This window comes from Chryseobacterium sp. OSA05B, assembly GCF_019970065.1.
Taxonomy (GTDB): Bacteria; Bacteroidota; Bacteroidia; order Flavobacteriales; family Weeksellaceae; genus Chryseobacterium.
Window position 1 is genome coordinate 909,328 of sequence record NZ_JAHXYH010000001.1, and the last position, 24,098, is coordinate 933,425.

At 39.2% G+C, this 24,098-nt stretch carries 30 protein-coding genes; 22 read left to right on the forward strand and 8 right to left on the reverse strand.

What is annotated here, in order from left to right:
* Positions 1-27: 27 nt before the first annotated feature.
* Positions 28-717, reverse strand: a complete 690-nt coding sequence (locus tag LC419_RS04075; protein WP_223606150.1) for an ABC transporter ATP-binding protein — start codon at positions 715-717, stop codon at positions 28-30.
* Between the two features lie 426 nt (positions 718-1,143).
* Here LC419_RS04075 and LC419_RS04080 point away from each other — a divergent pair, with 426 nt between their 5' ends.
* The 7 genes from LC419_RS04080 (at position 1,144) to LC419_RS04110 (ending at position 8,831) form a co-directional block, all read left to right on the forward strand.
* On the forward strand, positions 1,144-2,118 hold the full coding sequence (locus LC419_RS04080; RefSeq protein ID WP_034729294.1) for a ribonucleotide-diphosphate reductase subunit beta: 975 nt from the start codon (positions 1,144-1,146) through the stop codon (positions 2,116-2,118).
* A 137-nt stretch (positions 2,119-2,255) separates the two neighbouring features.
* Entirely contained in the window at positions 2,256-2,543 is a 288-nt protein-coding gene (locus LC419_RS04085) for a hypothetical protein (protein ID WP_223606151.1), read from the forward strand.
* Between the two features lie 48 nt (positions 2,544-2,591).
* A complete protein-coding gene (locus LC419_RS04090; protein WP_223606731.1) occupies positions 2,592-4,259 on the forward strand; it encodes a ribonucleoside-diphosphate reductase subunit alpha in 1,668 nt (555 codons plus the stop codon).
* 790 nt (positions 4,260-5,049) lie between these two features.
* Positions 5,050-5,622 carry a hypothetical protein gene (locus LC419_RS04095; RefSeq protein WP_223606152.1) on the forward strand — a complete coding sequence of 191 codons (573 nt, stop codon included), beginning with the start codon at positions 5,050-5,052 and terminating at the stop codon, positions 5,620-5,622.
* A 6-nt stretch (positions 5,623-5,628) separates the two neighbouring features.
* Positions 5,629-7,197: a hypothetical protein gene (locus tag LC419_RS04100; RefSeq protein ID WP_223606153.1), complete on the forward strand. Its 1,569-nt coding sequence runs from the start codon at positions 5,629-5,631 to the stop codon at positions 7,195-7,197.
* A 106-nt stretch (positions 7,198-7,303) separates the two neighbouring features.
* Entirely contained in the window at positions 7,304-8,194 is an 891-nt protein-coding gene (locus LC419_RS04105; protein WP_223606154.1) for a DUF72 domain-containing protein, read from the forward strand.
* Positions 8,195-8,600: 406 nt separating this feature from the next.
* Positions 8,601-8,831 carry a hypothetical protein gene (locus LC419_RS04110; RefSeq protein WP_223606155.1) on the forward strand — a complete coding sequence of 77 codons (231 nt, stop codon included), beginning with the start codon at positions 8,601-8,603 and terminating at the stop codon, positions 8,829-8,831.
* A gap of 66 nt (positions 8,832-8,897) precedes the next feature.
* On the opposite strand, the gene LC419_RS04115 is transcribed toward LC419_RS04110, so the two are convergent.
* The 7 genes from LC419_RS04115 to LC419_RS04145 all read right to left on the reverse strand — a co-directional run bounded on the left by LC419_RS04115 (position 8,898) and on the right by LC419_RS04145 (position 15,637).
* Positions 8,898-9,491, reverse strand: coding sequence for a hypothetical protein (locus tag LC419_RS04115; RefSeq protein ID WP_223606156.1), 594 nt, complete (start codon positions 9,489-9,491; stop codon positions 8,898-8,900).
* Positions 9,492-9,530: 39 nt separating this feature from the next.
* On the reverse strand, positions 9,531-10,175 hold the full coding sequence (locus tag LC419_RS04120) for an HD domain-containing protein (RefSeq protein WP_223606157.1): 645 nt from the start codon (positions 10,173-10,175) through the stop codon (positions 9,531-9,533).
* Positions 10,175-11,017 (reverse strand): alpha/beta fold hydrolase, encoded by an 843-nt coding sequence (locus LC419_RS04125; protein WP_223606158.1) that lies wholly within the window; start codon positions 11,015-11,017, stop codon positions 10,175-10,177. The genes LC419_RS04120 and LC419_RS04125 overlap by 1 nt, the downstream gene beginning before the upstream one ends.
* Before the next feature lie 90 nt (positions 11,018-11,107).
* On the reverse strand, positions 11,108-11,998 hold the full coding sequence (locus LC419_RS04130) for a ribokinase (RefSeq protein ID WP_223606159.1): 891 nt from the start codon (positions 11,996-11,998) through the stop codon (positions 11,108-11,110).
* A gap of 63 nt (positions 11,999-12,061) precedes the next feature.
* Positions 12,062-12,697, reverse strand: a complete 636-nt coding sequence (locus LC419_RS04135) for a DUF4241 domain-containing protein (RefSeq protein ID WP_223606160.1) — start codon at positions 12,695-12,697, stop codon at positions 12,062-12,064.
* 10 nt (positions 12,698-12,707) lie between these two features.
* The gene (locus tag LC419_RS04140) at positions 12,708-13,022 is read right to left on the reverse strand and encodes a hypothetical protein (RefSeq protein ID WP_223606162.1); all 315 of its coding nucleotides are present in this window, start codon (positions 13,020-13,022) and stop codon (positions 12,708-12,710) included.
* Positions 13,022-15,637: a valine--tRNA ligase gene (locus LC419_RS04145; RefSeq protein WP_223606163.1), complete on the reverse strand. Its 2,616-nt coding sequence runs from the start codon at positions 15,635-15,637 to the stop codon at positions 13,022-13,024. The genes LC419_RS04140 and LC419_RS04145 overlap by 1 nt, the downstream gene beginning before the upstream one ends.
* Before the next feature lie 129 nt (positions 15,638-15,766).
* Between LC419_RS04145 and LC419_RS04150 the strand changes: the two genes are divergently transcribed.
* From LC419_RS04150 to LC419_RS04220, 15 genes are all read left to right on the forward strand, one after another.
* Positions 15,767-16,231: a DUF1573 domain-containing protein gene (locus LC419_RS04150; RefSeq protein ID WP_034729320.1), complete on the forward strand. Its 465-nt coding sequence runs from the start codon at positions 15,767-15,769 to the stop codon at positions 16,229-16,231.
* A 197-nt stretch (positions 16,232-16,428) separates the two neighbouring features.
* Positions 16,429-17,298 (forward strand): polyphosphate kinase 2 family protein, encoded by an 870-nt coding sequence (locus tag LC419_RS04155; RefSeq protein WP_223606164.1) that lies wholly within the window; start codon positions 16,429-16,431, stop codon positions 17,296-17,298.
* Between the two features lie 153 nt (positions 17,299-17,451).
* Positions 17,452-17,829 (forward strand): hypothetical protein, encoded by a 378-nt coding sequence (locus LC419_RS04160; RefSeq protein WP_223606165.1) that lies wholly within the window; start codon positions 17,452-17,454, stop codon positions 17,827-17,829.
* Between the two features lie 3 nt (positions 17,830-17,832).
* Entirely contained in the window at positions 17,833-18,378 is a 546-nt protein-coding gene (locus LC419_RS04165) for a hypothetical protein (protein ID WP_223606166.1), read from the forward strand.
* Positions 18,379-18,397: 19 nt separating this feature from the next.
* The gene (locus LC419_RS04170) at positions 18,398-18,928 is read left to right on the forward strand and encodes a hypothetical protein (protein ID WP_223606167.1); all 531 of its coding nucleotides are present in this window, start codon (positions 18,398-18,400) and stop codon (positions 18,926-18,928) included.
* 136 nt (positions 18,929-19,064) lie between these two features.
* Positions 19,065-19,433, forward strand: coding sequence for a hypothetical protein (locus LC419_RS04175; RefSeq protein WP_223606168.1), 369 nt, complete (start codon positions 19,065-19,067; stop codon positions 19,431-19,433).
* Positions 19,434-19,468: 35 nt separating this feature from the next.
* Complete coding sequence (locus LC419_RS04180; protein ID WP_223606169.1) at positions 19,469-20,014, forward strand: hypothetical protein; 546 nt, start codon at positions 19,469-19,471, stop codon at positions 20,012-20,014.
* A 63-nt stretch (positions 20,015-20,077) separates the two neighbouring features.
* Complete coding sequence (locus LC419_RS04185; protein WP_223606170.1) at positions 20,078-20,449, forward strand: hypothetical protein; 372 nt, start codon at positions 20,078-20,080, stop codon at positions 20,447-20,449.
* 11 nt (positions 20,450-20,460) lie between these two features.
* Positions 20,461-21,024 carry a hypothetical protein gene (locus LC419_RS04190; RefSeq protein ID WP_223606171.1) on the forward strand — a complete coding sequence of 188 codons (564 nt, stop codon included), beginning with the start codon at positions 20,461-20,463 and terminating at the stop codon, positions 21,022-21,024.
* Between the two features lie 12 nt (positions 21,025-21,036).
* Positions 21,037-21,408: a hypothetical protein gene (locus LC419_RS04195; RefSeq protein WP_223606172.1), complete on the forward strand. Its 372-nt coding sequence runs from the start codon at positions 21,037-21,039 to the stop codon at positions 21,406-21,408.
* 11 nt (positions 21,409-21,419) lie between these two features.
* A complete protein-coding gene (locus LC419_RS04200) occupies positions 21,420-21,983 on the forward strand; it encodes a hypothetical protein (protein ID WP_223606173.1) in 564 nt (187 codons plus the stop codon).
* Positions 21,984-21,995: 12 nt separating this feature from the next.
* Positions 21,996-22,535 (forward strand): hypothetical protein, encoded by a 540-nt coding sequence (locus LC419_RS04205; protein ID WP_223606174.1) that lies wholly within the window; start codon positions 21,996-21,998, stop codon positions 22,533-22,535.
* 29 nt (positions 22,536-22,564) lie between these two features.
* A complete protein-coding gene (locus LC419_RS04210) occupies positions 22,565-23,122 on the forward strand; it encodes a hypothetical protein (protein WP_223606175.1) in 558 nt (185 codons plus the stop codon).
* A gap of 32 nt (positions 23,123-23,154) precedes the next feature.
* Entirely contained in the window at positions 23,155-23,532 is a 378-nt protein-coding gene (locus LC419_RS04215) for a hypothetical protein (RefSeq protein ID WP_223606176.1), read from the forward strand.
* 8 nt (positions 23,533-23,540) lie between these two features.
* Positions 23,541-24,095 carry a hypothetical protein gene (locus tag LC419_RS04220; RefSeq protein WP_223606177.1) on the forward strand — a complete coding sequence of 185 codons (555 nt, stop codon included), beginning with the start codon at positions 23,541-23,543 and terminating at the stop codon, positions 24,093-24,095.
* Positions 24,096-24,098 lie beyond the last annotated feature (3 nt).

A 24,098-nucleotide genomic window follows, 5' to 3' on the forward strand; every position in this document is an offset into this window, starting at 1 on the left:
ATTATCAAATTTTCAAATCAGCACATTCTACAAAACAACCTGCTTAATAAACTCATCACTTTCAATGATGCCGTCTTTCAGGATGACGTTTCTCTTGGTTTGTGCAGCTACGTCCGGTTCGTGGGTTACAACGATGATGGTTCTCCCTTCATTATTGATATCCTGAAGAAGCTTCATAATATCATGCGTTGTTTTAGAATCCAGTGCTCCGGTTGGCTCATCCGCAAGAACCACTTTGGGATCAGTGATCAATGCTCTTGCAATAGCTACTCTCTGTTTCTGTCCACCGGAAAGTTCGTTGGGTAAGTGATCTGCCCATTGTGCAAGACCTACTTTCTCAAGATATTCCATGGCTTTCTTGTTACGCTCTTTTCTGGGAACATTCTGATAGTATAAAGGAAGCGCTACATTTTCCAGAGCTGTTTTATAGCTGATCAGGTTGAAAGACTGAAATATAAAGCCCAGAAACTTACTTCTGTACTCTGCCGCTTTCACCTCGGAAAGATGTTCAATAGGAACATTGTCCAGCTCGTAAGTCCCTGAATCTTTTTCATCCAGAATACCGATGATATTAAGAAGCGTAGACTTTCCGGACCCGGAACTTCCCATAATAGAAACAAACTCGCCTTCGGAAATATTAAGATTAATACCCTTAAGAACGTGCAGCTTGCTTTTCCCCGTATCGTATGATTTATGTAAATCCTGAATTACTAACATTAAGTGATGCTTGTTTTATACCCATATAAGTAGACGATACTTTCAATTTGTTACAAGAACCATAATTTATTCGAACATTTTATTGTTTAACCTATTACTCCTTTGTTTATAGTACATTACATTAATCTGTTTAACTGTAAGTGTGTTTTTTCATTTATTTTTTCCTCATAACCCCTTCTAAGCCATTATTCGTGCTGGTTTCATGTAAATGTGGAAAACTTTTAGAGTTAAAACTCAGCCATTTAGTATTTACCCCTTTCAAAATCAGTTCTTTTTTTCGAACTTTGTCATTAGTTCTTTACAAGAAACCTCCAATCACCAATGTGAATATGTTTCTAACGTAAATACCAAACATACAAGAAGTTAAGCATTACTTCCACGTTATCCACAGTAATGCTGATTATTTAATTTTAAAGATATTTTAATATGGGAATTTTCGATAAGAGAGTAAGTTACAAGCCATTTGAATACCCTGAGGTTCTTCAGTTTGTAGAGGCGATCAACAAATCGTTCTGGGTGCATTCGGAAGTGGATTTTACTGCAGATGTTCAGGATTTTCATTCGCAGTTAGAGCCGAACGAAAAACACGCTGTAAAAAATGCATTGCTTGCCATTGCACAGATCGAGGTGTCTGTAAAGACATTCTGGGGAAACCTATACAACCACTTGCCAAAACCTGAATTCAATGGGCTGGGAGCTACTTTCGCAGAATGTGAATTCCGTCATTCCGAAGCGTATTCCCGTTTGGTAGAGGTATTGGGATACAACGAAGAATTTACCAACGTTATTGAAATTCCTGCCGTAAAAAAGAGAATTGACTTCCTTTCAAATGTATTGAAACACGCCAATTCTACTACGCCTAAAGAATACGTATCTTCCCTTTTATTATTCAGTATCCTGATCGAAAACGTATCGCTTTTCTCACAATTCGCGATCATCCTTTCTTTCACAAGATTCAAAGGATATATGAAGAACGTTTCCAATATTATCGCATGGACTTCTATCGACGAGCAAATCCATGCTAACGCCGGAATCTACCTGATCAACAAAATCCGTGAGGAACAGCCTGATCTGTTAACAGATTCTGACATTGAAGACATCTACACCCTTGTAGATCAGTCTATCGAGCTGGAAGGTGAAATCTTAGACTGGATCTTTGAACTGGGAGAATTAACCGTTTTCTCAAAAGAAGACCTTCTGAACTTCATGAAATACCGTGTAGACGACAGTTTGAAGAAAATCGATATGGAAACCCGTTACAACGTGACTCCTGAGCAGTACCGTCCAATGAAATGGTTTGAAGAGGAAGTTTTCGCAAACTCTATGGATGACTTCTTTGCAAAAAGACCGGTGGATTATACAAAACACGATAAGAGTATTACGGCGAACGATTTGTTTTAATTTAATATAGGTGGGCGCGAGCGAAGCGAGCGTCAAAGCAGATAGTATTAGAAATATCATTCTAAATCTGTCAGTGTACCTCACCCTATCAAATTCCTTCGTTCCCTAGAATAACAAAATATTACAAAGCACAAAAAATGATTAATGTAATCGTAACCTACACCGTAAACCCTGAATACGTTTCAGAAAACAAAACCCATATCCAAAAGTTTCTGGATGATTTTAAAAATCTGGATCAGGAGACATTTGAGTATAAGGTTTATGTAAAAGAAGACGGTGTTACTTTTTTACATTATTCAAACTATATCAATGAAGAGGTTCAGCATGAGGTTTTAAATGTACCGTCTTTTAAAGAGTTTCAACGATTAAGAGATGAAAGCGGACTGAACGGCACGCACAAAGTGGAAATTTTACAATCAATATAAAAAGCAACAAAATTCCGGAGCACAAACACTGCTCCGGAATTCGAAAATATAACATCTATGGAAGAGCAAAATTCAAATATATGGTGGCTCAATGAAGAGTCTGAGCAGATGCTGAACAGAGGATATCTGTTAAAAGGAGAAACGGTAGACGGAGCCATCGACAGAATTACAACGGCAGCTGCAAAAAAATTATACAAGCCTGAATTACAGGCTGCTTTCAAAGAAATGATCACCAAAGGATGGATCAGTTTCTCATCTCCTGTATGGGCGAACATGGGAACACAGAGAGGTCTTCCTATTTCTTGTTTCAACGTACACATCCCGGACAGCATTGAAGGCATTACCCACAAAATGGGTGAAGTGATCATGCAGACGAAGATCGGAGGTGGAACTTCAGGATATTTCGGAGAATTGAGAAACAGAGGGACTGCGGTAACAGATAACGGAAAATCTTCAGGAGCGGTTTCATTCATGAAATTATTCGATACCGCAATGGATGTTGTTTCTCAGGGAGGCGTAAGAAGAGGTGCTTTTGCTGCTTATCTGGATATCGACCATGGCGATATTGAAGAATTCTTATCCATCAAAGATATCGGAAGCCCGATCCAGAACTTATTTACAGGAATTTGTGTTCCTGATTACTGGATGCAGGATATGATCGATGGTGATATGGATAAACGTAAAATCTGGGCAAGAGTTCTTGAAAGCCGTCAGCAGAAAGGTCTTCCTTATATTTTCTTTACGGATAACGTTAACAGAAACAAGCCACAGGTTTATAAAGATCTGGGAATGCCTGTCAATGCAAGTAACCTTTGCTCTGAGATCATGCTTCCTTCTACCAGAGAAGAATCTTTCATCTGTTGTCTGTCTTCCATGAACCTGGAACTGTATGACGAGTGGAAAGATACAGATGCTGTAAAACTGGCTGTTTACTTTCTGGATGCAGTGTTAACTGAATTTATCGAAAAAACAGAAGGAAACTACTACCTGCAGGGAGCCAGAAACTTCGCGTTGCGTCACAGAGCGCTTGGATTGGGCGTTTTAGGATACCATTCTTATTTACAGAAAAACATGATTCCGTTTGAAAGTTTTGAAGCGACTCAGTTTAATGCGAGAGCTTTCAGACACATCAAAGAGCAGGCAGAAACTGCTTCAAGAGAATTAGCCAACATATACGGTGAACCGGAATTACTGAAAGGATATGGATTGAGAAATACCACGACCATGGCTATTGCTCCTACCACTTCAAGTTCCGCGATCTTAGGACAGACTTCTCCGGGAATCGAGCCGTTTGCTTCCAACTATTACAAAGCCGGTCTTGCGAAAGGAAACTTTATGCGTAAGAACAAATATCTGGCTAAATTACTGGAAGAAAAAGGTCTGGACAACGAAGAAACCTGGAGAACGATCATGCTGAACCACGGTTCTGTACAGCATTTGAAAGAGCTTACCGATGAGGAGAAAGCAGTATTCAAAACGTTCAAAGAGATCTCTCCGATGGAAATCATCTCTCAGGCCGCGCAAAGACAACAATACATCGATCAGGCTCAGTCTCTGAACTTACAGATCCCATCTACAATGCCGGTAAAAGACGTTAATTATCTTTACATTGAGGCATGGAAAAAAGGAGTAAAAACACTTTATTATCAAAGAAGTTCTTCTGTTTCTAAGGAAATGATGGTTAATTTCGTGAGCTGTTCAGCTTGTGAGGCATAAGATTTATAAATAATAAACATCAGCATATCGTAAAGCACGCTTTTTAGCGTGTTTTTTTTTGTTTAAAGGTTTATCATTTAGTAAAACAACACATATTCCGGGAAATAACAGCTATAAAGCATTCCAAAAAGGCTAATAAACAGTCCAATATAAAATTTAACAAAAATTTAACATTTACATTTGAAAAAGTTATTTTCCGTTAATCATTCATGAACATTGAAAATATAGGTCTTCCACTCCCCGACCAGTGAATCAAGTCCCTCTACTAAAGGCTTTTCATTATTAATATCAATCTATTTTATATACATTTGTTTAAAACTTACTAAACAAATTAACTTTTAAATAAAAATATTATTCAAAATCAGACATTTCCTGATCTTAAATAACGACAGAAACGGAGCTAAGAACTCTATTTAACACCATTAACCGAATGTGATTATTTAATGAGTATATCGTATGGTATAAAATTAAATATTTATAAGTAAAAAAGTAAAATCAGTAAAAATAATACATTTCTCCATTACGCTAAGAAATTAAGCATTATTTAATATTTAAAATAAAAAAGAAGAATATAGAAATATAGTAAAACAAGCAAAAACACACAAATAACCTATATACAATTCACAGAATGATGAATTTAGACACAACACAAATTTATAAATTAAAATTAATCATAAACAAATATCAGTTATAATATAAAATACACAAAAATTTCATATTAAACATTTAATTTTCTATTGGCAAGAAGTTTGTTAATAGTAGAAAACACACAAAAAAAATTATTTCGAACATGTACAAAATTATTACTTTAGTTTTGGTAATGGCTTTTTGCTCCATTACTGCACAGGTGGGTATTAATACCTCTTCACCTAATCCAAGCTCCGCTTTAGACGTTACAAGTACTTCCAAAGGAGTTTTACTGCCCAGAATCAGCAATCTTTCATTAGTAACCAATCCGGCAACAGGCCTCGTTATTTTTGACACCAACAAAAAATGTATCAGTCAGAATGTAGGCACTCCTGCAGCTCCGGACTGGGTATGTCTTTCTCCGTATGTGGCTAAGTTCTTCTACATGCCAAGCGTAGTTTTTGATACTACCACCACCGGAACGGGACAAACGAAAGATCTGTACACCCTGTATAAAAATCAGTTTTCGAATGTACCGACCAATGCAAGAAGTGCATCTGCTCCTGCTTCGATTCCGTTTTTTCCCAATGCAACAGATCTGTACTATTATGTAACGGGCTATGATACTTCTGTTTTCAAGATCAATAGCATCAGCAGCACGGGCGTATTGAATTACGATGTTTTATCCAATGCTACTTCAGCGTCTTTCATCAACATCGTTTTTGTTGTAAAATAAGCAGCTATGAAAAAGAATTATAAAGGGCTGTCTCTGATGAGCCTGGTTTTCGTACTGCTTACCAATTTCGTGTATGCGCAGACAGATAGTACTGAAGTAGCCAGTATTTATGGGTTTTATTCCTATTCAAGTTCGCTAATGAATGCTTCTTCGGCATCAGAACTTTCTATACAGGGAAATGCCTCACATACAGCTACCGGAGTACAGCTTACTCCCGCCAGTTCGGGCCAGTTCGGAGGATTATTTATCAACGGAAGAACTTTTACTTCGGTCAATGGGCTTCATGTTGAATTTGAATATGACATGAAAAATGGCACCGCCTTAGGGGGTACTTTTGGAGATGGTTTATCATTCTTTCTTTACGACGGAGCCGTAACCAACCCAACCATAGGATCACCGGGTGCGGGAATAGGATATTCTTACAACAGGACCAAGGATACGTATGCGAGCCAGAGAAAAGCAGGTTTATCAGGAGCATATCTGGGTATTGCACTGGATGAGTTCGGGAATTTCAAATCCAAACGTTTTCAAGGCGACTCCAGAGTGAATGGTATTTCAGGGGTTACCTGGAGCCAGGCGACCAGTCATGTCACTTTAAGAGGGGCAAGAGGGGCTGCCATCAATACAACAGGTTTAGGGGCAGGATTCACAGGATACCCGGTTCTGGTCACCCGTTCTACATTAAGCAATACCGGAACAGTGGGTAGAATTCTACAGACTGACAGAAGCTATCTGGCTACGTCCAATACACTGGCCTCGGTTTTTGATCTCAGAAACAATGCGGGAGAATTCAGAAAAGTATATCTTGATCTGATTCCTCACTTTACAAGTCCGACGACAACAGACGGATTTGATATCAAAGTGGATATTCAGACCACTCAAAATGGAACCCCTACGAATATCATTAATTATTATCATTACAAAACATCGGTGCCTTACACTGAAAATGCGAATCCGCAGACTTCTGACTTTAATACTTCAGATACGGAAGGAACCGCTACTTCTCAAACTCTGGATGCAACCGTTCCGGCTGTTCTGAAGTTAGGTTTTGCTGCCGCTACAGGAGCCGCGTTTCAGCAGCATATCATCAGAAATGTTAAATTAACACTTCCTTATGCAGCCGTGACGAACGATGATGTGACTTCTACCTGTAAGTTTCAGCCTGTGAATATTCCGGTTTTCGCTAATGATATAGCTTATAAAGGCGCTATCAGCATCACGACTCCGCCTACGGCCAGCAATACAAATATTGATTATTCTACTTTCAGCTTTACAAAAAGCAGTGATACAGACCTTACGCTGTACCGTAAAAAAGTAACTCCACAGGGAACATGGACTTATAATAAATCAACAGGTATTGTGACTTTCAATCCTTCAAGCGGGTTTACGGGAACAGCTACAATGACGTATACCGTAAAAGGAAGAACGGTAAAAGATTCAAACGGAAAGATCATTGAGCCTTATGGTGATACCGCTTACCGCTCAGTTCCGGCAACCATCACCGTCAATCTAAAAACCACAGGATGTATCTATTCCGTGATTTCCAACAGAATGGTAACACAAGGTGTAAAATAAGACTAAAACACAAATTCCATTATAAAAAAGCAGCATAAAACCATAGAATTTTCTATGGTTTTTGTTTTATATTTGTTAAAAAGTTTAATTTCTAAAAACTTCAGATATGAAATTCGGACAAGTAGAAGACCCATCAAAAATAGATTTTACACTTCCTAAAGACCATGCCAGAACCAAGGAAATTTTAAATCAAAATAAAAAAGGACTGGAAAATATTTCCATAGGATGTGCTAAATGGAATAAAACCGACCTTAAAGGATTTTACCCTAAAGGCACCAAAGACGAATTGACATATTACGCAAAGCAGTTTAATTCTATTGAACTGAACGCTACTTTTTATGGCATGCCCACGCCCGAGCAGGTGGAAGTCTGGAAAGAAAAAACACCGGAAAATTTTAAATTCTTTCCAAAGATCACCAATACGGTTTCTCATTTCAGAAGACTGATCGATGTAACTGAACCGGTGACCAACTTTGCATCAGCAGTGATGAATTTTGATAATAAACTGGGAATGGCTTTCCTGCAGCTTCATGATAACTTTAAACCTAAAGATTATGACAGGCTGGAGAAATTTGTCAAAGACTGGCCTAAAGAAGTTCCTCTGGCCATCGAGCTCCGCAACACCGAATGGTTCACCGATGAGGAAATTTTCAATACGACCTGTGAACTATTTGAAGCCAACAATATCACCAACATCATCGTAGATACCGCCGGAAGAAGAGATATGCTTCATATGCGTCTTACCACTCCAAACGCATTCATCCGCTACGTAGGTGCCAATGCCGAAAGTGATTATGAAAGACTGGATGACTGGATGAAACATCTGACAAAATGGAAAAAAGAAGGACTACAAAACGTGTATTTTTTTGTTCATCAGAATATTGAAAAGGCATCCCCACTGCTTTCTGCCTATTTCATTAAAAAGATGAATGAAGACTGGAAAACTGATCTTCATATTCCGCAGATGGCTACTGATAATAATGGAACGTTATTTTAGGGATTAGATGTTAGCTGTCAATGGCGAATTTTGCTTCGCAAGTGAATGGTAGATTCAAGAATCAAGAGCCAAGAGCCAAGATTTCAGATACGAGACTTTTAGATAGTAGTACTGGTGGTTTCGGGAGCCTCAGCCACCAGGTATCTGTTATTCGTTTATTGTTTTTAAATTCACAATTTCCAGCTCTAGACCCTCCAACTCTCAGACTCTAAAACCCTCAGATTCTCCCACGCTCAAACTCAAACCACGTACACCGAAACTAGACACTTCCCGAACCCGTATCGACTAACTTTTCAACAAAACCTGCAAAAAGATACCCACAAAGCTGTTTTTGTAGAAAAATTTTAGTATCTTAGGATGTACTGACGTTCATATTGGGCACAGTATTTCTAAAATACAAAATGTCATGGAAAAAGAAATTTGCACGATAAGCATCACGAGCACCTGGCTCGGCGATGATTATACGTTTTACGAAGATCATAGAATAAAAAGAGTCTACGATAACCACAGCCTGAGCGCCCACCGCACCGAATGGCTGGAACCGAATCAGATCAACAAACAGAACAAAGACAAACTGATTAAAAACTGTCCTGAAGAATTTAAGGAGCAGGTAATGCAGATTTTGGACTATCCATAATATATGAGTAATAAGCAATGAGTAATATTTAAATCACTAGTTTTATTATTACTCATTACCCATTACTTATTGCTTATTTTTTCTCAATAGAAGTACGAGGTTCAGAAACAGAAGTAAGAAATCTAAGGACACCCAGATTCCCAGCTTTGCATTTTCATAATTGTAAGCGTCTACCTCTTTTTTTGCTGTTTCGGAAAGTTTTACACTTTGATTAATGTAATTCTGTACTTCTACGATCTGGTCAATATTTTTGTTCGGAACGGAGTGCTGAGAGAAATAAACCATATTCTTTTTCCCCAGATAACCTATGATCCAATATTCATCGGACTTATCCATTTTAAGGTATTCGATCCTGTAATATTCCGGACGTATTTTCCCGATATGCTTCGGTTCCAGATTTCCGTTTTTGGCACTGTCTACTTTGACAAGATAAAAATCCAGGGTCTGAGGAAGCTTATTCACGACCTGCAAGCCTACTGAATTGTCTACAAAGCTTACCGCACTCTTTTTAATGAACCAGTACGTAAAAGTGGAGATTGAAAAAACCAAAGTGAGAATGCGAAACAGTTTTGCCCATTTTGCAACCCTTCCCGATTTTACTTTATACAAAATCAAAGAAAGCACACTGGCCCAGAAGATAACAAAAATGATAAATACCATACTGCAAAGATACTGATTTAAGATTTTTCGGGAGGAAGGTTAATCAACATTCCACTCTTTGAAAAACTGATCGAGGAATCCAAGCATATAGTCATGTCGTTGCTGAGCTATCTCTTTCCCCTTTTCAGTATTCATCAGATCCTTTAAAAGCAAAAGTTTTTCGTAGAAATGATTGATTGTAGTACCGTTGGATTTTTTATACTCGTCTTTAGACATATTCAGGCTTGGCTGGATTTCCGGATCATACATCGGATTATTTTTAAAGCCTCCGAAATTAAATGTTCTCCCGATTCCGATAGCCCCGATGGCATCGATACGGTCGGCATCCTGTACAATTTTAAGCTCAATCGGTAGTTCAGCCGGAGCCTCGCCTCTGTTTTTAAACGAAATATTTTTAATGATAAATAAAACCTTTTCTATCAAGTCTTCCGAAACCTGTTGTCTTTCCAGGAATTCTCTTGCTATTTTGGGAGCGATGGTTTCGTCGCCGTTATGGAACTTCGGATCTGCAATATCATGCAGTAAAGCAGAAAGTTCTACCACTTCCTGATCACAGCTTTCTGTTTCTGCTATTTTTCTAGATAGCTTCCATACTCTTTCGATATGGTACCAGTCATGTCCTGCTTCAGCGCCTTCTAATTTTTCTTTTACAAATGCTACGGTGTTTTCGATCGTACTTTTCATTAAGCTGTCAATTCGTTTAAAATAATATTCCAGAGTTTTTTATTATAGCTTCTAAAAAAATTGACGTGTCCGATTTCTTTTTTGTCGGATTCAGATGTTTTTACCAGCCTGTAGGAAGGCTTAAGGTTGGGATACGTATTGTTCAAAAGACTTAATACTCCTTTTTCAGTCAGCCACACATCATCCTCTGCCCGGATCACAAATACTTTTTGCGTCAGATTTTTAGAATAGTCATCAATTTTCTCCAACAGTCTGTTGGTTGATTTCCTGTTTAAAATTAAGGTTCTCCAGTCATATGCGCAATTTTTTGGAAGACTTTCTCCAAGCCCAAACCAATTGGCGGGAAAATATCCTAATAATCCGGTCGTTAAAGGCTGAACAATTCCGAAACCGAGATAGGCTTCTATTTTTGTCCTGAATTTCAGGTTTCCGACAAATGCATTCTGGGTTCCCACGAAAATGAATTCCTCAAACATTTCAGAATCTTTATTCATTCCCAGAATCAATGCGCCTACAGAATGTCCCAGACAGTACTTCTTATAGTCTGAAAATTCCTTTTTAAGGTACCGGGTAAGCGCTTTGTAGTCTTCAGAACCCCAGATCCTCATAGAAGCTTTAAAACCCTTCATATTTTCAGGTTTTGAAAGTCCTATTCCCCTGTAATCATACGTGATGACTGTGAACCCCTGTTCTGAAAAGTATTGGGCAAATGAGAAATACACCTGCTGCTTCACTCCCGTTGCCGAGTTGATCAGCAGCAGTTTTCCATTGCTTTTTTCAGGGCTGAAAAGATGAACCGCCAGCGATGCATGATCTTTTGTAATGAGTTCCAGTTTTTCCATAGGGTAAAAAGAAAAAATCCACTATAAAAGTGGAGATTTTACTTATATTTTTATGTTAAGTTTCTGACTTTCGATATGTGGTAAATAGCTTTAGGAATAGAAATCGGACATTCTCGGAAGACCGGTCTGTGAACCTTTCCCTCCGGAAACCCTTGAAGAAACTTCATTCCCGAATTTTACACATTCCTCTACAGAGTTTCCATGGCAGAGTGCTACGGCAAATCCTGAAGTAAAAGCATCTCCCATTCCCATTTTATAAACCGTCTCATCTTTGTCATTTCTAAAGTACTTCATTTCCGTACCGTCAAAATAGATGGTTGAATTGGTATCGTCTCTTACAAATACTTTGTTGAAATACTTCTTAAGAATCTCTTCTCTTTTATCTTCCCCGAAAACCGTGTGAAGCTCGCTGCTTTTTGCTACAATGAAGTCTACATTTTCAATAATCCCTTCACTGATTCTCATAGCCGGCGAGGCATAAAGTCCTACTTTTTTACCATATTTCTTGGCTTTTCTGATCGTATATTCCACCACTTCCATGGCGACTTCAAGCTGAACCAAAATAAGGTCTACAGTCTGGAAATATCGGTCTGCTTCTTCTATATGCTGTATGCTCAAGCGTTTATTGGCTGCAGGAACCACTACAATAGCTGCGTTTCCGTGGCTGGTCGTTACATAGGCAGTACCCGTAGATTCGGCATCCGTTTCATGAACGAAACCTACATTCACGTTTTCACCCACCAGATTTCTCATGATCTGTTGTCCCAAAGGATCCATCCCCACACATCCGATAAAATAAACGCTGGCTCCCAATCTTGCAGTACCTACGGCCTGATTGGCTCCTTTTCCTCCAAAATAGCTGTCTGAATTCACGGCTAAAACCGTTTCATTCGGCTGTGGAATTTTTTCGGTTTCTAAAACCAGATCGATCGAAGAGCTGCCTACAACAATAATTTTGGGTTGTTCTGATGAGAATTTCATTGGTGTTTTATGTTAGTTCAATAATGTATTCAGAAAACTAAGTTTCAAAAATAACTAATTTAATTAACTTATCTCAATAAATTCAGTAATTATCTTCACAGGCTTGTGATCTTTATCATACGCAATATAGCTGGCATAAAAACCTTCACCATAACCTGTTTCAAAGGCGAAAATAGTTCCGGGATGTTCGTCAGCCGGCTTCAGGAATGCATACTGATCGATAGCTCCTTTTTCGTCAAAGAAATACTCATGGAAAAACTCTTCATAGATCCCCATGAAATCTGCTCCTTTACTGTGATAAAGTCTCTTTTCCAGCTCGTTCAGGCTGTTTTGGGTATCTACATCCATAAGACATCCCATCCCGCTTTCTACGGGATACCCGAAGATTTCTTCTTCTCCTAGATCTTTCACATCCTGCCCTGCAGTTACAGCCATTTTCCATTCTGCAATTTCCGCAGTGCTGAAAATAACTTCTGCATAGGCGACACAGTTGCTTTCTCTTTCTTTATGCAGTAAAACAGAAAAATCTCCTTTCGGAAATTCTGTAGTGAAAGCCTGCATATCATTTGTGATCAAAGGATCACAGGCTACGAGCTTTCCACTTGAAAGATAGAGTTTCCCTACTTCGAAGCTTTCCAGTAAAGGACTTTCCACGAAGTTTTTTGAGAATAGTTTTTTTATGTTGTCTATGTGTGTCATTTATTCTTAATTAATCTACACCAGTCAATGTGATGTGTACATTTTCATTCCCTACATTGAGACAAAACAAAATATCATTCATTTCATCTTCCGGGCTTTCAATTATTAAAAGCTGATAGATTTTAGGGTCATTAGCCATTTCAATATCTTCTGCAGAAGAAATTCTGGCAGAAACTGCAAGGCTTGAATTTAAAACAATATTGACATAACTGTTTTCTATCAAATTTCCGTCCAACAATTCTCCAATCAGATAAAACTCTTTTTTTCTTCTGATTGTAAAACTGCTAATGACCCTAAAAGTCCCAACTTTATCTTTAAAGTTCATTACAAACTTTTCAGCTTCTCTTCTAAAATAGCAATTTTATCCTGAGCATCTTTCTGTTTCTGACGCTCTATCTCTACGATTTCAGGTTTGGCATTGGCTACAAATTTTTCATTTGAAAGCTTTTTGTCCACAGAAATCAGGAATCCTTTTAGATAGGCTACTTCTTCTTCTGTCTTCTTTTTCTCTTCAGCTAAATCTAAATTTTCACTTAGAGGAATAGAAACCTCAGTAGCGCCTACCAGGAATGTAAAGCTAGGCTTAGCTGTTTTTTCTCCAAAATGAATTTCTGTCACATTAGCCAGTTTTCTGATTACTGCTTCATTAGCAAATTCCGAAGCTCCGGTATACACCTCAACGGCTTCTCTAGGAGAAATTCCTTTGGTCTGACGGTAGTTTCTGATTCCTGAAATGATATCTTCAGCCGTTTCGAAGTTTTTAATGATCTCTTCATTAAATGGTTCCACTTTTTTCTGCTGAGCAATAATTAATGCTTCTTCAATGCTTCTTTCAGAAATAGTCTGCCATAATTCCTCCGTTAAGAAAGGCATAAACGGATGAAGCAACTTCATTAAATCTTCAAAGAAATATATTGTTTTATGATAAACTTCTTTAGAAATTCCCTCTCCGTAATTGGGCTTAATAGCTTCCAGATACCAACCGCAGAAATCGTCCCAGATTAATTTATAAATTAAATGCAGTGCATCTGAAATTCTGAATTTCCCAAACTGATCATTAATCTCAGCAATGGTTTTATTAAGTTTATTCTCAAACCATTCAATAGTTTGCTTATCTGCAGTATTGGCAGGTTTGTCTTCATGATTCCACATATTAATCAATCGGAAAGCATTCCAGATTTTTGTCGCAAAATTTCTTCCCTGCAACATCAGATCTTTATCAAAAAGCAAATCATTTCCTGCTGCAGAACTTAATAAAATTCCAACACGAACCCCATCTGCACCAAACTCAGAAATTAATTCCAGCGGATCCGGTGAGTTTCCTAAAGATTTTGACATTTTTCTTCTTTGGCTATCTCTTACAATCCCTGTGAAATATACATTTTTGAAAGGAACTTCTTTTTTGTATTCCAGTCCGGCCATGATCATTCTGGCTACCCAGAAGAAAATAATATCCGGTCCTGTCACCAGGTCAGATGTTGGGTAATAATAGTTGATGTCTTTATTTTCAGGATCCAGAAGACCATCGAATACAGACATTGGCCATAACCATGATGAGAACCAGGTGTCGAGAGCATCTTCATCCTGCTTCAAGTTATCAGTTGTCAGTTGCTCGTTGCCGGTTTTTTGCTTCGCCAATACCAAGGCGTCTTCAATATTTTCTGCAACTACAAAATCATTTTCTCCGTCTCCATAGTAGAATGCAGGAATCTGCTGTCCCCACCAAAGCTGACGGGAAATATTCCAGTCACGGATGTTTTCCATCCAGTGCTTATAGGTATTTTTGAATTTCTCAGGGTAAAATTTCACCTCATCATTCATTACCACCTCTAAAGCCGGCGGAGCCATCTCAGACATTTTCAGGAACCACTGAACAGAAACTTTAGGCTCAATAACAGCACCTGTTCTTTCCGAAGTTCCCACTTTATTTACATAATCTTCTGCTTTCAGTAAAAGATCTTTTTCCTGTAATTCTTTTGCGATCTGCTTTCTTACATCAAATCTGTTCTGACCTGCATAATGTAAACCGTGCTCATTAAGGTTTCCGTCATCATCCAAAGCATCGATCATTTTCAGCTGATGCTTCTGTCCGATCTCGTAGTCATTGGTGTCGTGAGCAGGTGTAATTTTCAATGCTCCGGTTCCGAATTCAATATCTACATATTCGTCTTCGATGATAGGAATTACTCTGCCAACGATCGGTACGATTACATTCTTCCCTTTCAGGTGAGCATACCTTTCGTCATTAGGGTTGATACATACGGCAGTATCCCCGAAAATAGTTTCGGGACGCGTTGTCGCTACGGAAAGAAATTCTTCCGAACCTTCGATTTTATATTTAAGGAAATATAATTTTCCGTTTTGCTCTTTAAATATAACCTCCTCATCAGAGATATTGGTCTTTGCTTCAGGGTCCCAGTTAACCATTCTGTAGCCTCTGTAGATGAGTCCTTTATTATAAAGGTCTACGAAACTCTTGATCACCTGCTGAGACAATTTTTCCTCCATGGTGAAACGGGTTCTGTCCCAGTCGCATGAGCATCCCAGTTTTTTCAGCTGCTCAAGGATGGTTCCTCCGTATTTATCCGTCCATTCCCATGCATGTTTTAAGAATTCTTCACGGGTAATATCTGATTTACTGACCCCTTCAGACTTCAGTTTAGCAACAACTTTGGCTTCAGTGGCAATTGAAGCGTGATCTGTGCCCGGAATCCAGCAGGCATTAAAGCCCTGCATTCTTGCACGGCGGACGAGAACATCTTGAATGGTATTGTTCAGCATATGTCCCATGTGTAATATCCCCGTTACGTTTGGCGGAGGAATTACCACAGTATATGGTGGTTTCTCATTAGGTTCCGAATGGAAAAATTTGTTCTCCATCCAGAAGTTGTACCATTTCTGTTCAGTTTCCTGTGGATTGTACTTTTCTGAAATCTGCATAAAATTCTATTTCTTTTGCTTACAATTTGCAAAAATAGTCTAAAGAAAAAAAATTTTAAGTATGAATTAAAATAATTTTTAACTTTGTTTCTCAAAATTTATCTAACAAACATATTAACATTCAAGAATATGAAAAAATTAATTGCAGGAATTGCATTATTTGGGACATTTGCATTAGCTTCTGCACAGACTATTACATTTGATAAAACGACTTTTGACTACGGTACTATCAAACCAAGTGCGGACGGTACAAGATTCTTTACAGTAACGAACACTGGTGATAAGCCTTTGATCCTTTCTAACGTAAAGCCTTCTTGCGGATGTACAACTCCTGAATTCAGCCAGGATCCAATCATGCCAGGAAAATCTGCTAAGATCAAAGTGGGATATAACACTACTCTTAACGGACCTTTCAACAAAATGATCGAGGTTTTCTCTAACGACCCTGCCAACAGCAGAAGCGTAATCTATATCAAAGGTAATGTAGATGCCAGCGCTCCTGAGCCGAAGCCATTGACCGCTGAAGAGCAAAAAGCAGCCGCTAAAGCTGAAAAGAAAGCCGCTAAACTTGCTAAAAAAGCAGCAGCAAAGTAAATCTCTACTAAAAAATAAAGGAACCGTCTCCATGGGAGGCGGTTTTTTTATTACATTTAAGTGAGATTTTAGATGCTAGATGTCAGACATCAGACGTCAGATTTAGAAGTTAGATGTTAGTCAGAGACTTCTCTTTAACTTCTTAATCATTCAATTTTTACATCTTTCAATCATTAAATATAAAATATAAAAAAAACATGGACACCAATTTCTCAGATGATTTCCTGGTAAAAGGAAAATTTTCAATAAAAAAAAGCTCAACAGAATATAAAGGAAAGCTGACCAAAGAAGAAGGCGGACAGCTTTTAATACAGGAAAAAGAAAAACTCCGTGAGCTGCAGGAAAAACTGTATGCAGACGGCAGCCAATCTCTTCTTGTGATCCTCCAGGCAATGGATGCAGCAGGAAAAGACAGCCTGATAGAGCATGTTTTCGGAGGGGTAAATCCTCAGGGCTGTAATGTGACCAGCTTTAAAACCCCCAGCTCAAAAGAATATTCCCATGACTTTTTGTGGCGACATTATCTGGCACTTCCACAGAAAGGAATGATCGGCATCTTCAACAGATCCCATTACGAAAGTGTTCTGGTATGTAAAGTTCATCCAGAGTACAACCTCAGCGAGAAAACCTGGTCTTCCGTAAAGGATTTCGATGATAAATTCTGGGAAAACAGATATGAAAGCATCCGCAATTTTGAACAGCATCTAGCCCACAACGGAACCACCATTGTAAAAATATTCCTGAATGTTTCCAAAGACGAGCAGAAGAAAAGATTACTGGACAGAATCAATGAACAGGAGAAGAACTGGAAATTTTCAGCCGCTGATCTTCCGGAGCGAGCTCTTTTCCCACAATATATGGAGGCTTATGAAACGGCTATTAACGAAACTTCAAAAGACCATGCCCCATGGTATGTGCTTCCTGCAGATAATAAATGGTTTGCAAGAGTAGCCGCTATCCAGATCATTATCGACACGTTGGAAAAGATGGATCTTAAGTATCCTCAGGTGGGTGAAAAGGAAAAATCTGAGCTCATGGAAGCTAAAAAAACACTTGAGAGTGAATAAACCAGAAACGTAAAATATTACATCATAGCTAAGTAACTGTAAATAAATTTAACCAAGAAGACACCTAAAAGTGAATAATTTATTGTTCATGTGCTTTTTTTTTATAAATTTATCAAAAATTAAATTTTTACCCCAAATTATTAAACTTTAGCTATGAAAAAACTTTTATTATTACCGGCAATCGCTGTAATAGGTCTTATCTCATGCAACAGTGAGGGAACTACTCTCAATACCGTACAGAGCATGAAGACTCCACAAATGGAGAATTTCGATAAAGCTTTTAAAAGTCTGGGAGATCCACAAAACAGACCTACCGAAGAGGAAAAAAACAGAAATACCTCTGAACTGAGCGACCGAAGAAAGGCTCTTCTTGTTCCCGCATCCAAAGAACTGATCCTTTCTTCCGGCGTTACAGAATCCGAACTCACCAGAAAAACCGGTGGCGACATGAGCCAGATTATTGTGTGGGCTACCAACATCTACATGCAGAAAAGTGACGAGATCCGTAAAAACTTAAAATCTGAGAAATAAATCATGAAAAAGTTTTTACTGCTACTAGGTATATGCTCTGTTTCTTCGGCATATGCTCAGGGAGGAATGCTGATCATTCAGAATTTCACCACTAATTATGATTTTCACGGAAATCTTTATGCCAATAACAACGTGGGCGGAGGATGCTACCCATTGGTTGTCTCCAAAGTTCCTGATCCGATTGTAGTCCCGGCAGGCGCTACTGCAAAATATGAAAATTACAGAGACCAATATTCTTCCTCAGGCTTTCCGGTTTCTACCTGGAATGTTTATTTGGGAGCAGGATCTCCTGCCTCACCAAGACCATGGAACCATCCCAGTCTGATGCCTGGCGGTGTGATTTCCAATAACACCAAATGGTCGATGTCCAAATTCCAGATGTATCATGCAGGCACTTCTGTCCCTGAGACTTACTTTAACGGAGATATCGGAGGAACCGCTCTTCCGTGTAATACTGCTCCTGATGTGGTTAATACAGCCTGGGGAAGCGCCAAGTGGTTCACCATCACTGCCGGCACAGATGTTTACACTTATCTAGTCATTCAATAAACCATTACCTTATATTACTATGAAAAAAATCTCATTACTTTTATCCGCTCTGGCAGGAGTTCTTGCTTTTGCGCAAACTTCTCCTCTCGTTATTCAGAACTACAGTGCCTATAATGCAGAGGGCAGACTTCGTACCAGCCCGATAAACGCACCTGGTCCTTATATGTACGCAGCCCCCAATATTCCTTATGGATCATTCACGATACCTGCAGGAGGGTTTACCCAGTACAATACATTCAGTACAGCCGGGACAGCTCCTTATGGGATCACATCATGGTACGTAGGAGACCCTACCAATCCGGCGAACAACGGAACATATGCCTATAACCATCCTTTTATTGCCACAGTAATGGATCCTAGTAATGTATGGGCGGGATTTGATTTCTTTCTTAAAGATCCTGTAACCCAAAACGGAGTTGATCATTTCCGGATGGGAGATCCTGCTGTTGATCCCTGGTTCGTCAGTACAGCAACGGGAGTTAATTCAAGTGCTGATTGGTTTACGATCACTACGCCTAGCGGCCCTACCACATATCTGCAGATCTTTTAAATAACAAACAGCTGTCCTGCAGCTGTCTGTTTTATTGAAAGCCATAGATCCGGAAAGCAACTGTTTTTGCTTTCTCAGGAAAACGTATGCTTACACTTCACATCTATTTTAAAACTTATACTAATATTTTTTAATCATGAAAAAACTCTTTTTATCAGCTATAGTAGCCATTTTAACCTTAGCATCATGTAATAATGAAGGCTCTGTCGTAAACACTGTGGAAACTATGAAAACACCACAGATGGAAAAATTTGACAAAGCTTTTAAAAGCCTTGGTGACCCACAGAATAGACCTACTGAAGAGGAGAAAAAAAGAAATACTTCAGAACTGAGCGACAGAAGAAAAGCTCTTCTTGTTCCCGCATCGAAAGAACTCATCCTTTCCACAGGTGTAAAAGAAGCGGAACTGATAAGAAAAACCGGAGGAGACATGAGCCAGATCATCGTTTGGGCGACCCAGATCTACACCCAGAAAAGTGATGAGATCAGAAAAAACATGAAATAAAATCCATAAACACTAACCTTTAAACGAATTATAATATGAAAAAACTAAGCATTATTCTAGGTCTTCTGGTGGGAATTGGTATTTCTGCGCAGTCTTCTACACTGGTCATCAATAATTACAGCGCTTATGACGCTGCAGGAAGATTTATGACGGTTGGATCGGCAGGTTCCGGTCCATCCCAGCCTTATATGTACGCTCTTCCAAACGCTCCCTACAGCATATATACAATTCCTGCAGGAGGCTATACCAAGTATGATAAGTTTGATAATACAGGCGGTGGCAATCCGATTCCGATTCCCGGATGGTATTATATTGATCCTTTAAACAGTGCCAATACGGGAAATTATCCCTACAACCATCCTATCATTACAGCCGTGACTGCCATCGACGAATGGATGGGATTTGCGTTCAACCTGACGGACAGTACAGGATATACTTATGATACTTTTGAGGTAGGAGATCCTGTACTTTCGGGAGGTTTTCTCCAATCTACTCAAAACGGACCCAACACCGGATCTTCCGCAGATTGGTTTACGATCACAACACCCGGTGGCCAGATTACTTATTTCCAGATCTTTTAATTTCTATTACACGATCAACAAACTTAACTTAATAAAACCTGATCATTAAAAAAAAATCTAACAATGAAAAAACAACTGTTATCCGCTGCTTTTGCCATTTTAACCTTAGTATCATGCAGCAATGAAGGCTCTGCCGTAAATACCGTGGAAACGATGAAAACTCCACAGATGGAAAAATTTGACAAAGCCTTTAAAAGCCTCGGAGATCCACAAAACAGACCTACCGAAGAGGAAAGAAAAAGAAATACCTCTGAACTGAGCGACAGAAGAAAAGCTCTTCTTGTTCCCGCATCGAAAGAACTCATCCTTTCCACAGGTGTTACAGAAGCTGAGCTTACCAGAAAAACAGGCGGCGATATGAGCCAGATCATTGTATGGGCGACTCAGATCTACATGCAAAAAAGCGATGAAATCAGAAAAAACATTAAATCTTAAAATTAAGCATCATGAAAAAATTACTAACCGTATTAGGCTTAGCCGCTTTTTCTCTTGGATATTCCCAGGGAGGAACACTTATTGTGAACAATTATACTCCTTTTGATTATTATGGAGCACTCATTGCCAATAATTTTGCAGGAGGATGCTACCCGCAAGTAAGTCCTAAAACTCCTAACGGTATGATCACCGTTCCTGCCAATGCCAATATGAGTACCGGAACTGAGCTGAAGTATGACAACTACAGAGACCAATACACCTCATCGCTGTACCCGATCAACGAATGGCAGGTTAACGTTTCAGCGACCAACGGACAGGGAAGATTATGGAATCATCCTGCGGTAGGGCCTGCTTCCCCTGTAGGTCTCAATACAAAATGGGGTGCTACAAAATTTCAAATGCTTTTTGCAGGAACTATGAATAATGTCCCGGGATATAACGCCAATTTAAGTGTCGCGGGAAATCCATGTAGTGGGGCTGATGACTTTTACACCACCCCATCCGGAGCTAACAGTGCAGAAATGTTTATGATCTCAAGCGGAGGCATCAATTACACCTATATCAATCTTTATTAATCTGATTTACTTATGAAAAAACTTTTTTTATCGGCTGTAGTAGCCGTTTTAACCTTAGGATCGTGCAGCAATGAAAGCGCTGCCGTAAACACCGTGGAAACTATGAAAACACCACAGATGGAAAAATTTGACAAAGCTTTTAAAAGCCTTGGTGATCCTCAGAACAGACCTACTGAAGAGGAGAAGAAAAGAAATACTTCGGAACTGAGCGACAGAAGGAAAGCACTTTTGGTTCCGGCTTCCAAAGAGCTCATCCTTTCCACGGGCGTTACTGAAGCTGAACTCACGAGAAAGACCGGCGGTGATATGAGTCAGATCATTGTCTGGGCTACACAAATTTATATGCAGAAAAGTGACGAAATCCGTAAAAACATTAAATCTTAAAATTAAGCATCATGAAAAAATTACTAACTATACTAGGCTTAGCCGCTTTTTCTCTGGGGTATTCTCAGGGAGGAACTCTTATTCTGAACAACTATTCTCAATATGATTTTTACGGATTCATCATTGCAAACAATCTTGCCGGTGGATGCTATCCTTATATCACCTCTGCTAATCCTGATATGGTAAGAGTTCCTGCCGATTCTCATATGGGCAACGGAAATGAACTGAGGTATGACAATTACAGAGATCAATTTGGTTCTTCATTATATCCTATGGCTCAATGGCATGTAAGTACATCCAGTGCTCTCGGTGTGGTGAGAACATGGAATCACGGTTCTTTAATGCCTGGCGGAGTTTTATCCAACAATACAAGATGGGCCACTACCAAATTTGTGATGTATTATCCGGGAACAACGAACCTGGCTCCGGATGATTTCAACGGTGCCATCACTATTGCAGCCAACTCATGTTATAGCGCATCTGATAATCTTATTTCGACTACGGGAAACAACAGTGCGGAAATATTTACGATCACCAGTGGGACTTCCAATATAACCTACATTCAACTCTATTAATCTGATTGAATTATGAAAAAGATTTTAGCTATCATAGGAACTGCGGCCGCTTCTTTTGTTTACTCACAGGGCACGATAATCATTAATAATTATTCAAAATTTGATTTTCATGGATTTATTATGGCTGCTAGTTCTACAGCCGGGTGCTATCCCCGTGTAGGAAATGACGGCGAGATTGTAGTCCCTGCCGATTCTCATATGGGTAACGGCAAAGAACTGATCTATAAAGATTACGATGGTCAGTACATGTCTTCTTTATATCCTACCGCCAACTGGGCTGTCACATTAAGCCCAACTAATTCTTCCATCATGGCCTGGAATAATCCCAATCTTTCACCCAGCGGTACCATTTCAACCACAACCCGATGGTTTGCCACAAAATTTGATATGACGGAGGCCGGAACGACTATATCCTCACCAGACTTTCGGGCCAATCTAAATCTGGCAAATCCTTGCAACCCTACCGCATATAGTTATTACACTACTCCGTCGGGAGACAACAGTGCGGAAATTTTCACCATTTCAGGCATTACTTATCTACAGCTTTATTAATTTTTAAAATCACTTTTAATACTGAAAGCATGAAAAAAATATTCACTATTCTCACACTATCATTACTGTCATCCGCTTATGCGCAGCACAGCATCATGATCGTCAATAACTATTCTACCAACTTTGACTTTCAGGGAAAAATTGGGGCTCACAATTTCGCAGGGAGCTGCTTTCCTTATGTAACATCGAGTACTCCAACATCCATCATTGTTCCGGCAGATTCGCATCAGGGTAACGGTAAAGAACTGGCTTACAAAAATTTCAAAGACCAGTATACAAGCTCCCTGTATCCTACCACTAACTGGACATTGCAGACCAGTGCCACTAACTCTTCGGTAAGATCCTGGAATCATCCCAGCATAGCACCGGGCGGTGTTATTTCCTATAATGTAAAATGGGCTTCTTCACAGTTTCAGATGTATTATGCGGGAACTTCCACTCCGGAGCCTGGTTTCAGCGGACAGATCGGGGAATCTCCTGATCCTTGCACAGGTGCCCCAGGGTATATTTCTACTCCATACGGAGATGCAGAATGGTTCAACATTACGACAGCGAACGTTACTTATTCTTATTTACAAATTTATTAATCAAAAAAAACTAACCTAAATTCTAATTTATTATGAAAAAACTTTTTATATCAGCCGCTTTTGCCACTTTAACCTTAGTATCATGTAATAATGAAGGAAGCGCAGTAAATACTGTAGAAAGTATGAAAACTCCTCAGATGGAAAATTTCGATAAAGCTTTTAAAAGTCTGGGAGATCCCCAAAACAGACCTACTGAAGAGGAGAAAAAAAGAAATACCTCTGAACTGAGCGACAGAAGAAAAGCGCTTCTGGTTCCGGCATCTAAAGAACTGATCCTTTCCACTGGCGTTACGGAAGCTGAAATGACGAGAAAAACAGGGGGCGATATGAGCCAGATCATCGTTTGGGCTACCCAGATTTATATGAAGAAAAGTGATGAGATCAGAAAAAATATTAAATCTGATCAATAATCAACCCTATGAAAAAAACAGCAGCTTTATTATTGGGTTTAACAGGAATATTTTCTTCTGCACAGACTTCATCTTTTGTATTTAACAACTACAATATTTATGATGCTGTCGGAAGGCTGATGACCTGCAGTCCTACCCCGGGAGCGATTCGTTATATGTATGCTTCGCCGAACGGGAATTTTGGTTCGTATACAATGCCGGCGGGAATTTCTTCGTCCTATGCCTCATTTGGAACTACAGGTCTGGCACCTTTTCCTATGAATATGAATCAATGGAATATAACAGATCCTACCAATACGGCGAATAACGTATCCTATCCGTACAACCACAGTTATATTACCTCTACCATGTCTTCTATCAACGAATGGGCTTCATTTCACTTTTTTCTGAAGGACAGTGCGGGCAATACAATTGATTCGTATCTGGTAGGAGCTCCGAATGTTGCTATTAATGCAGGCGTGACTGCCAATGCCTATCAGATAGGGACAAACAGTGGTATAGAATCCGAGTGGTTTACCATTACGACCTCTACCGGAAAGGTTACTTATTTCAGTATTTATTAAAAA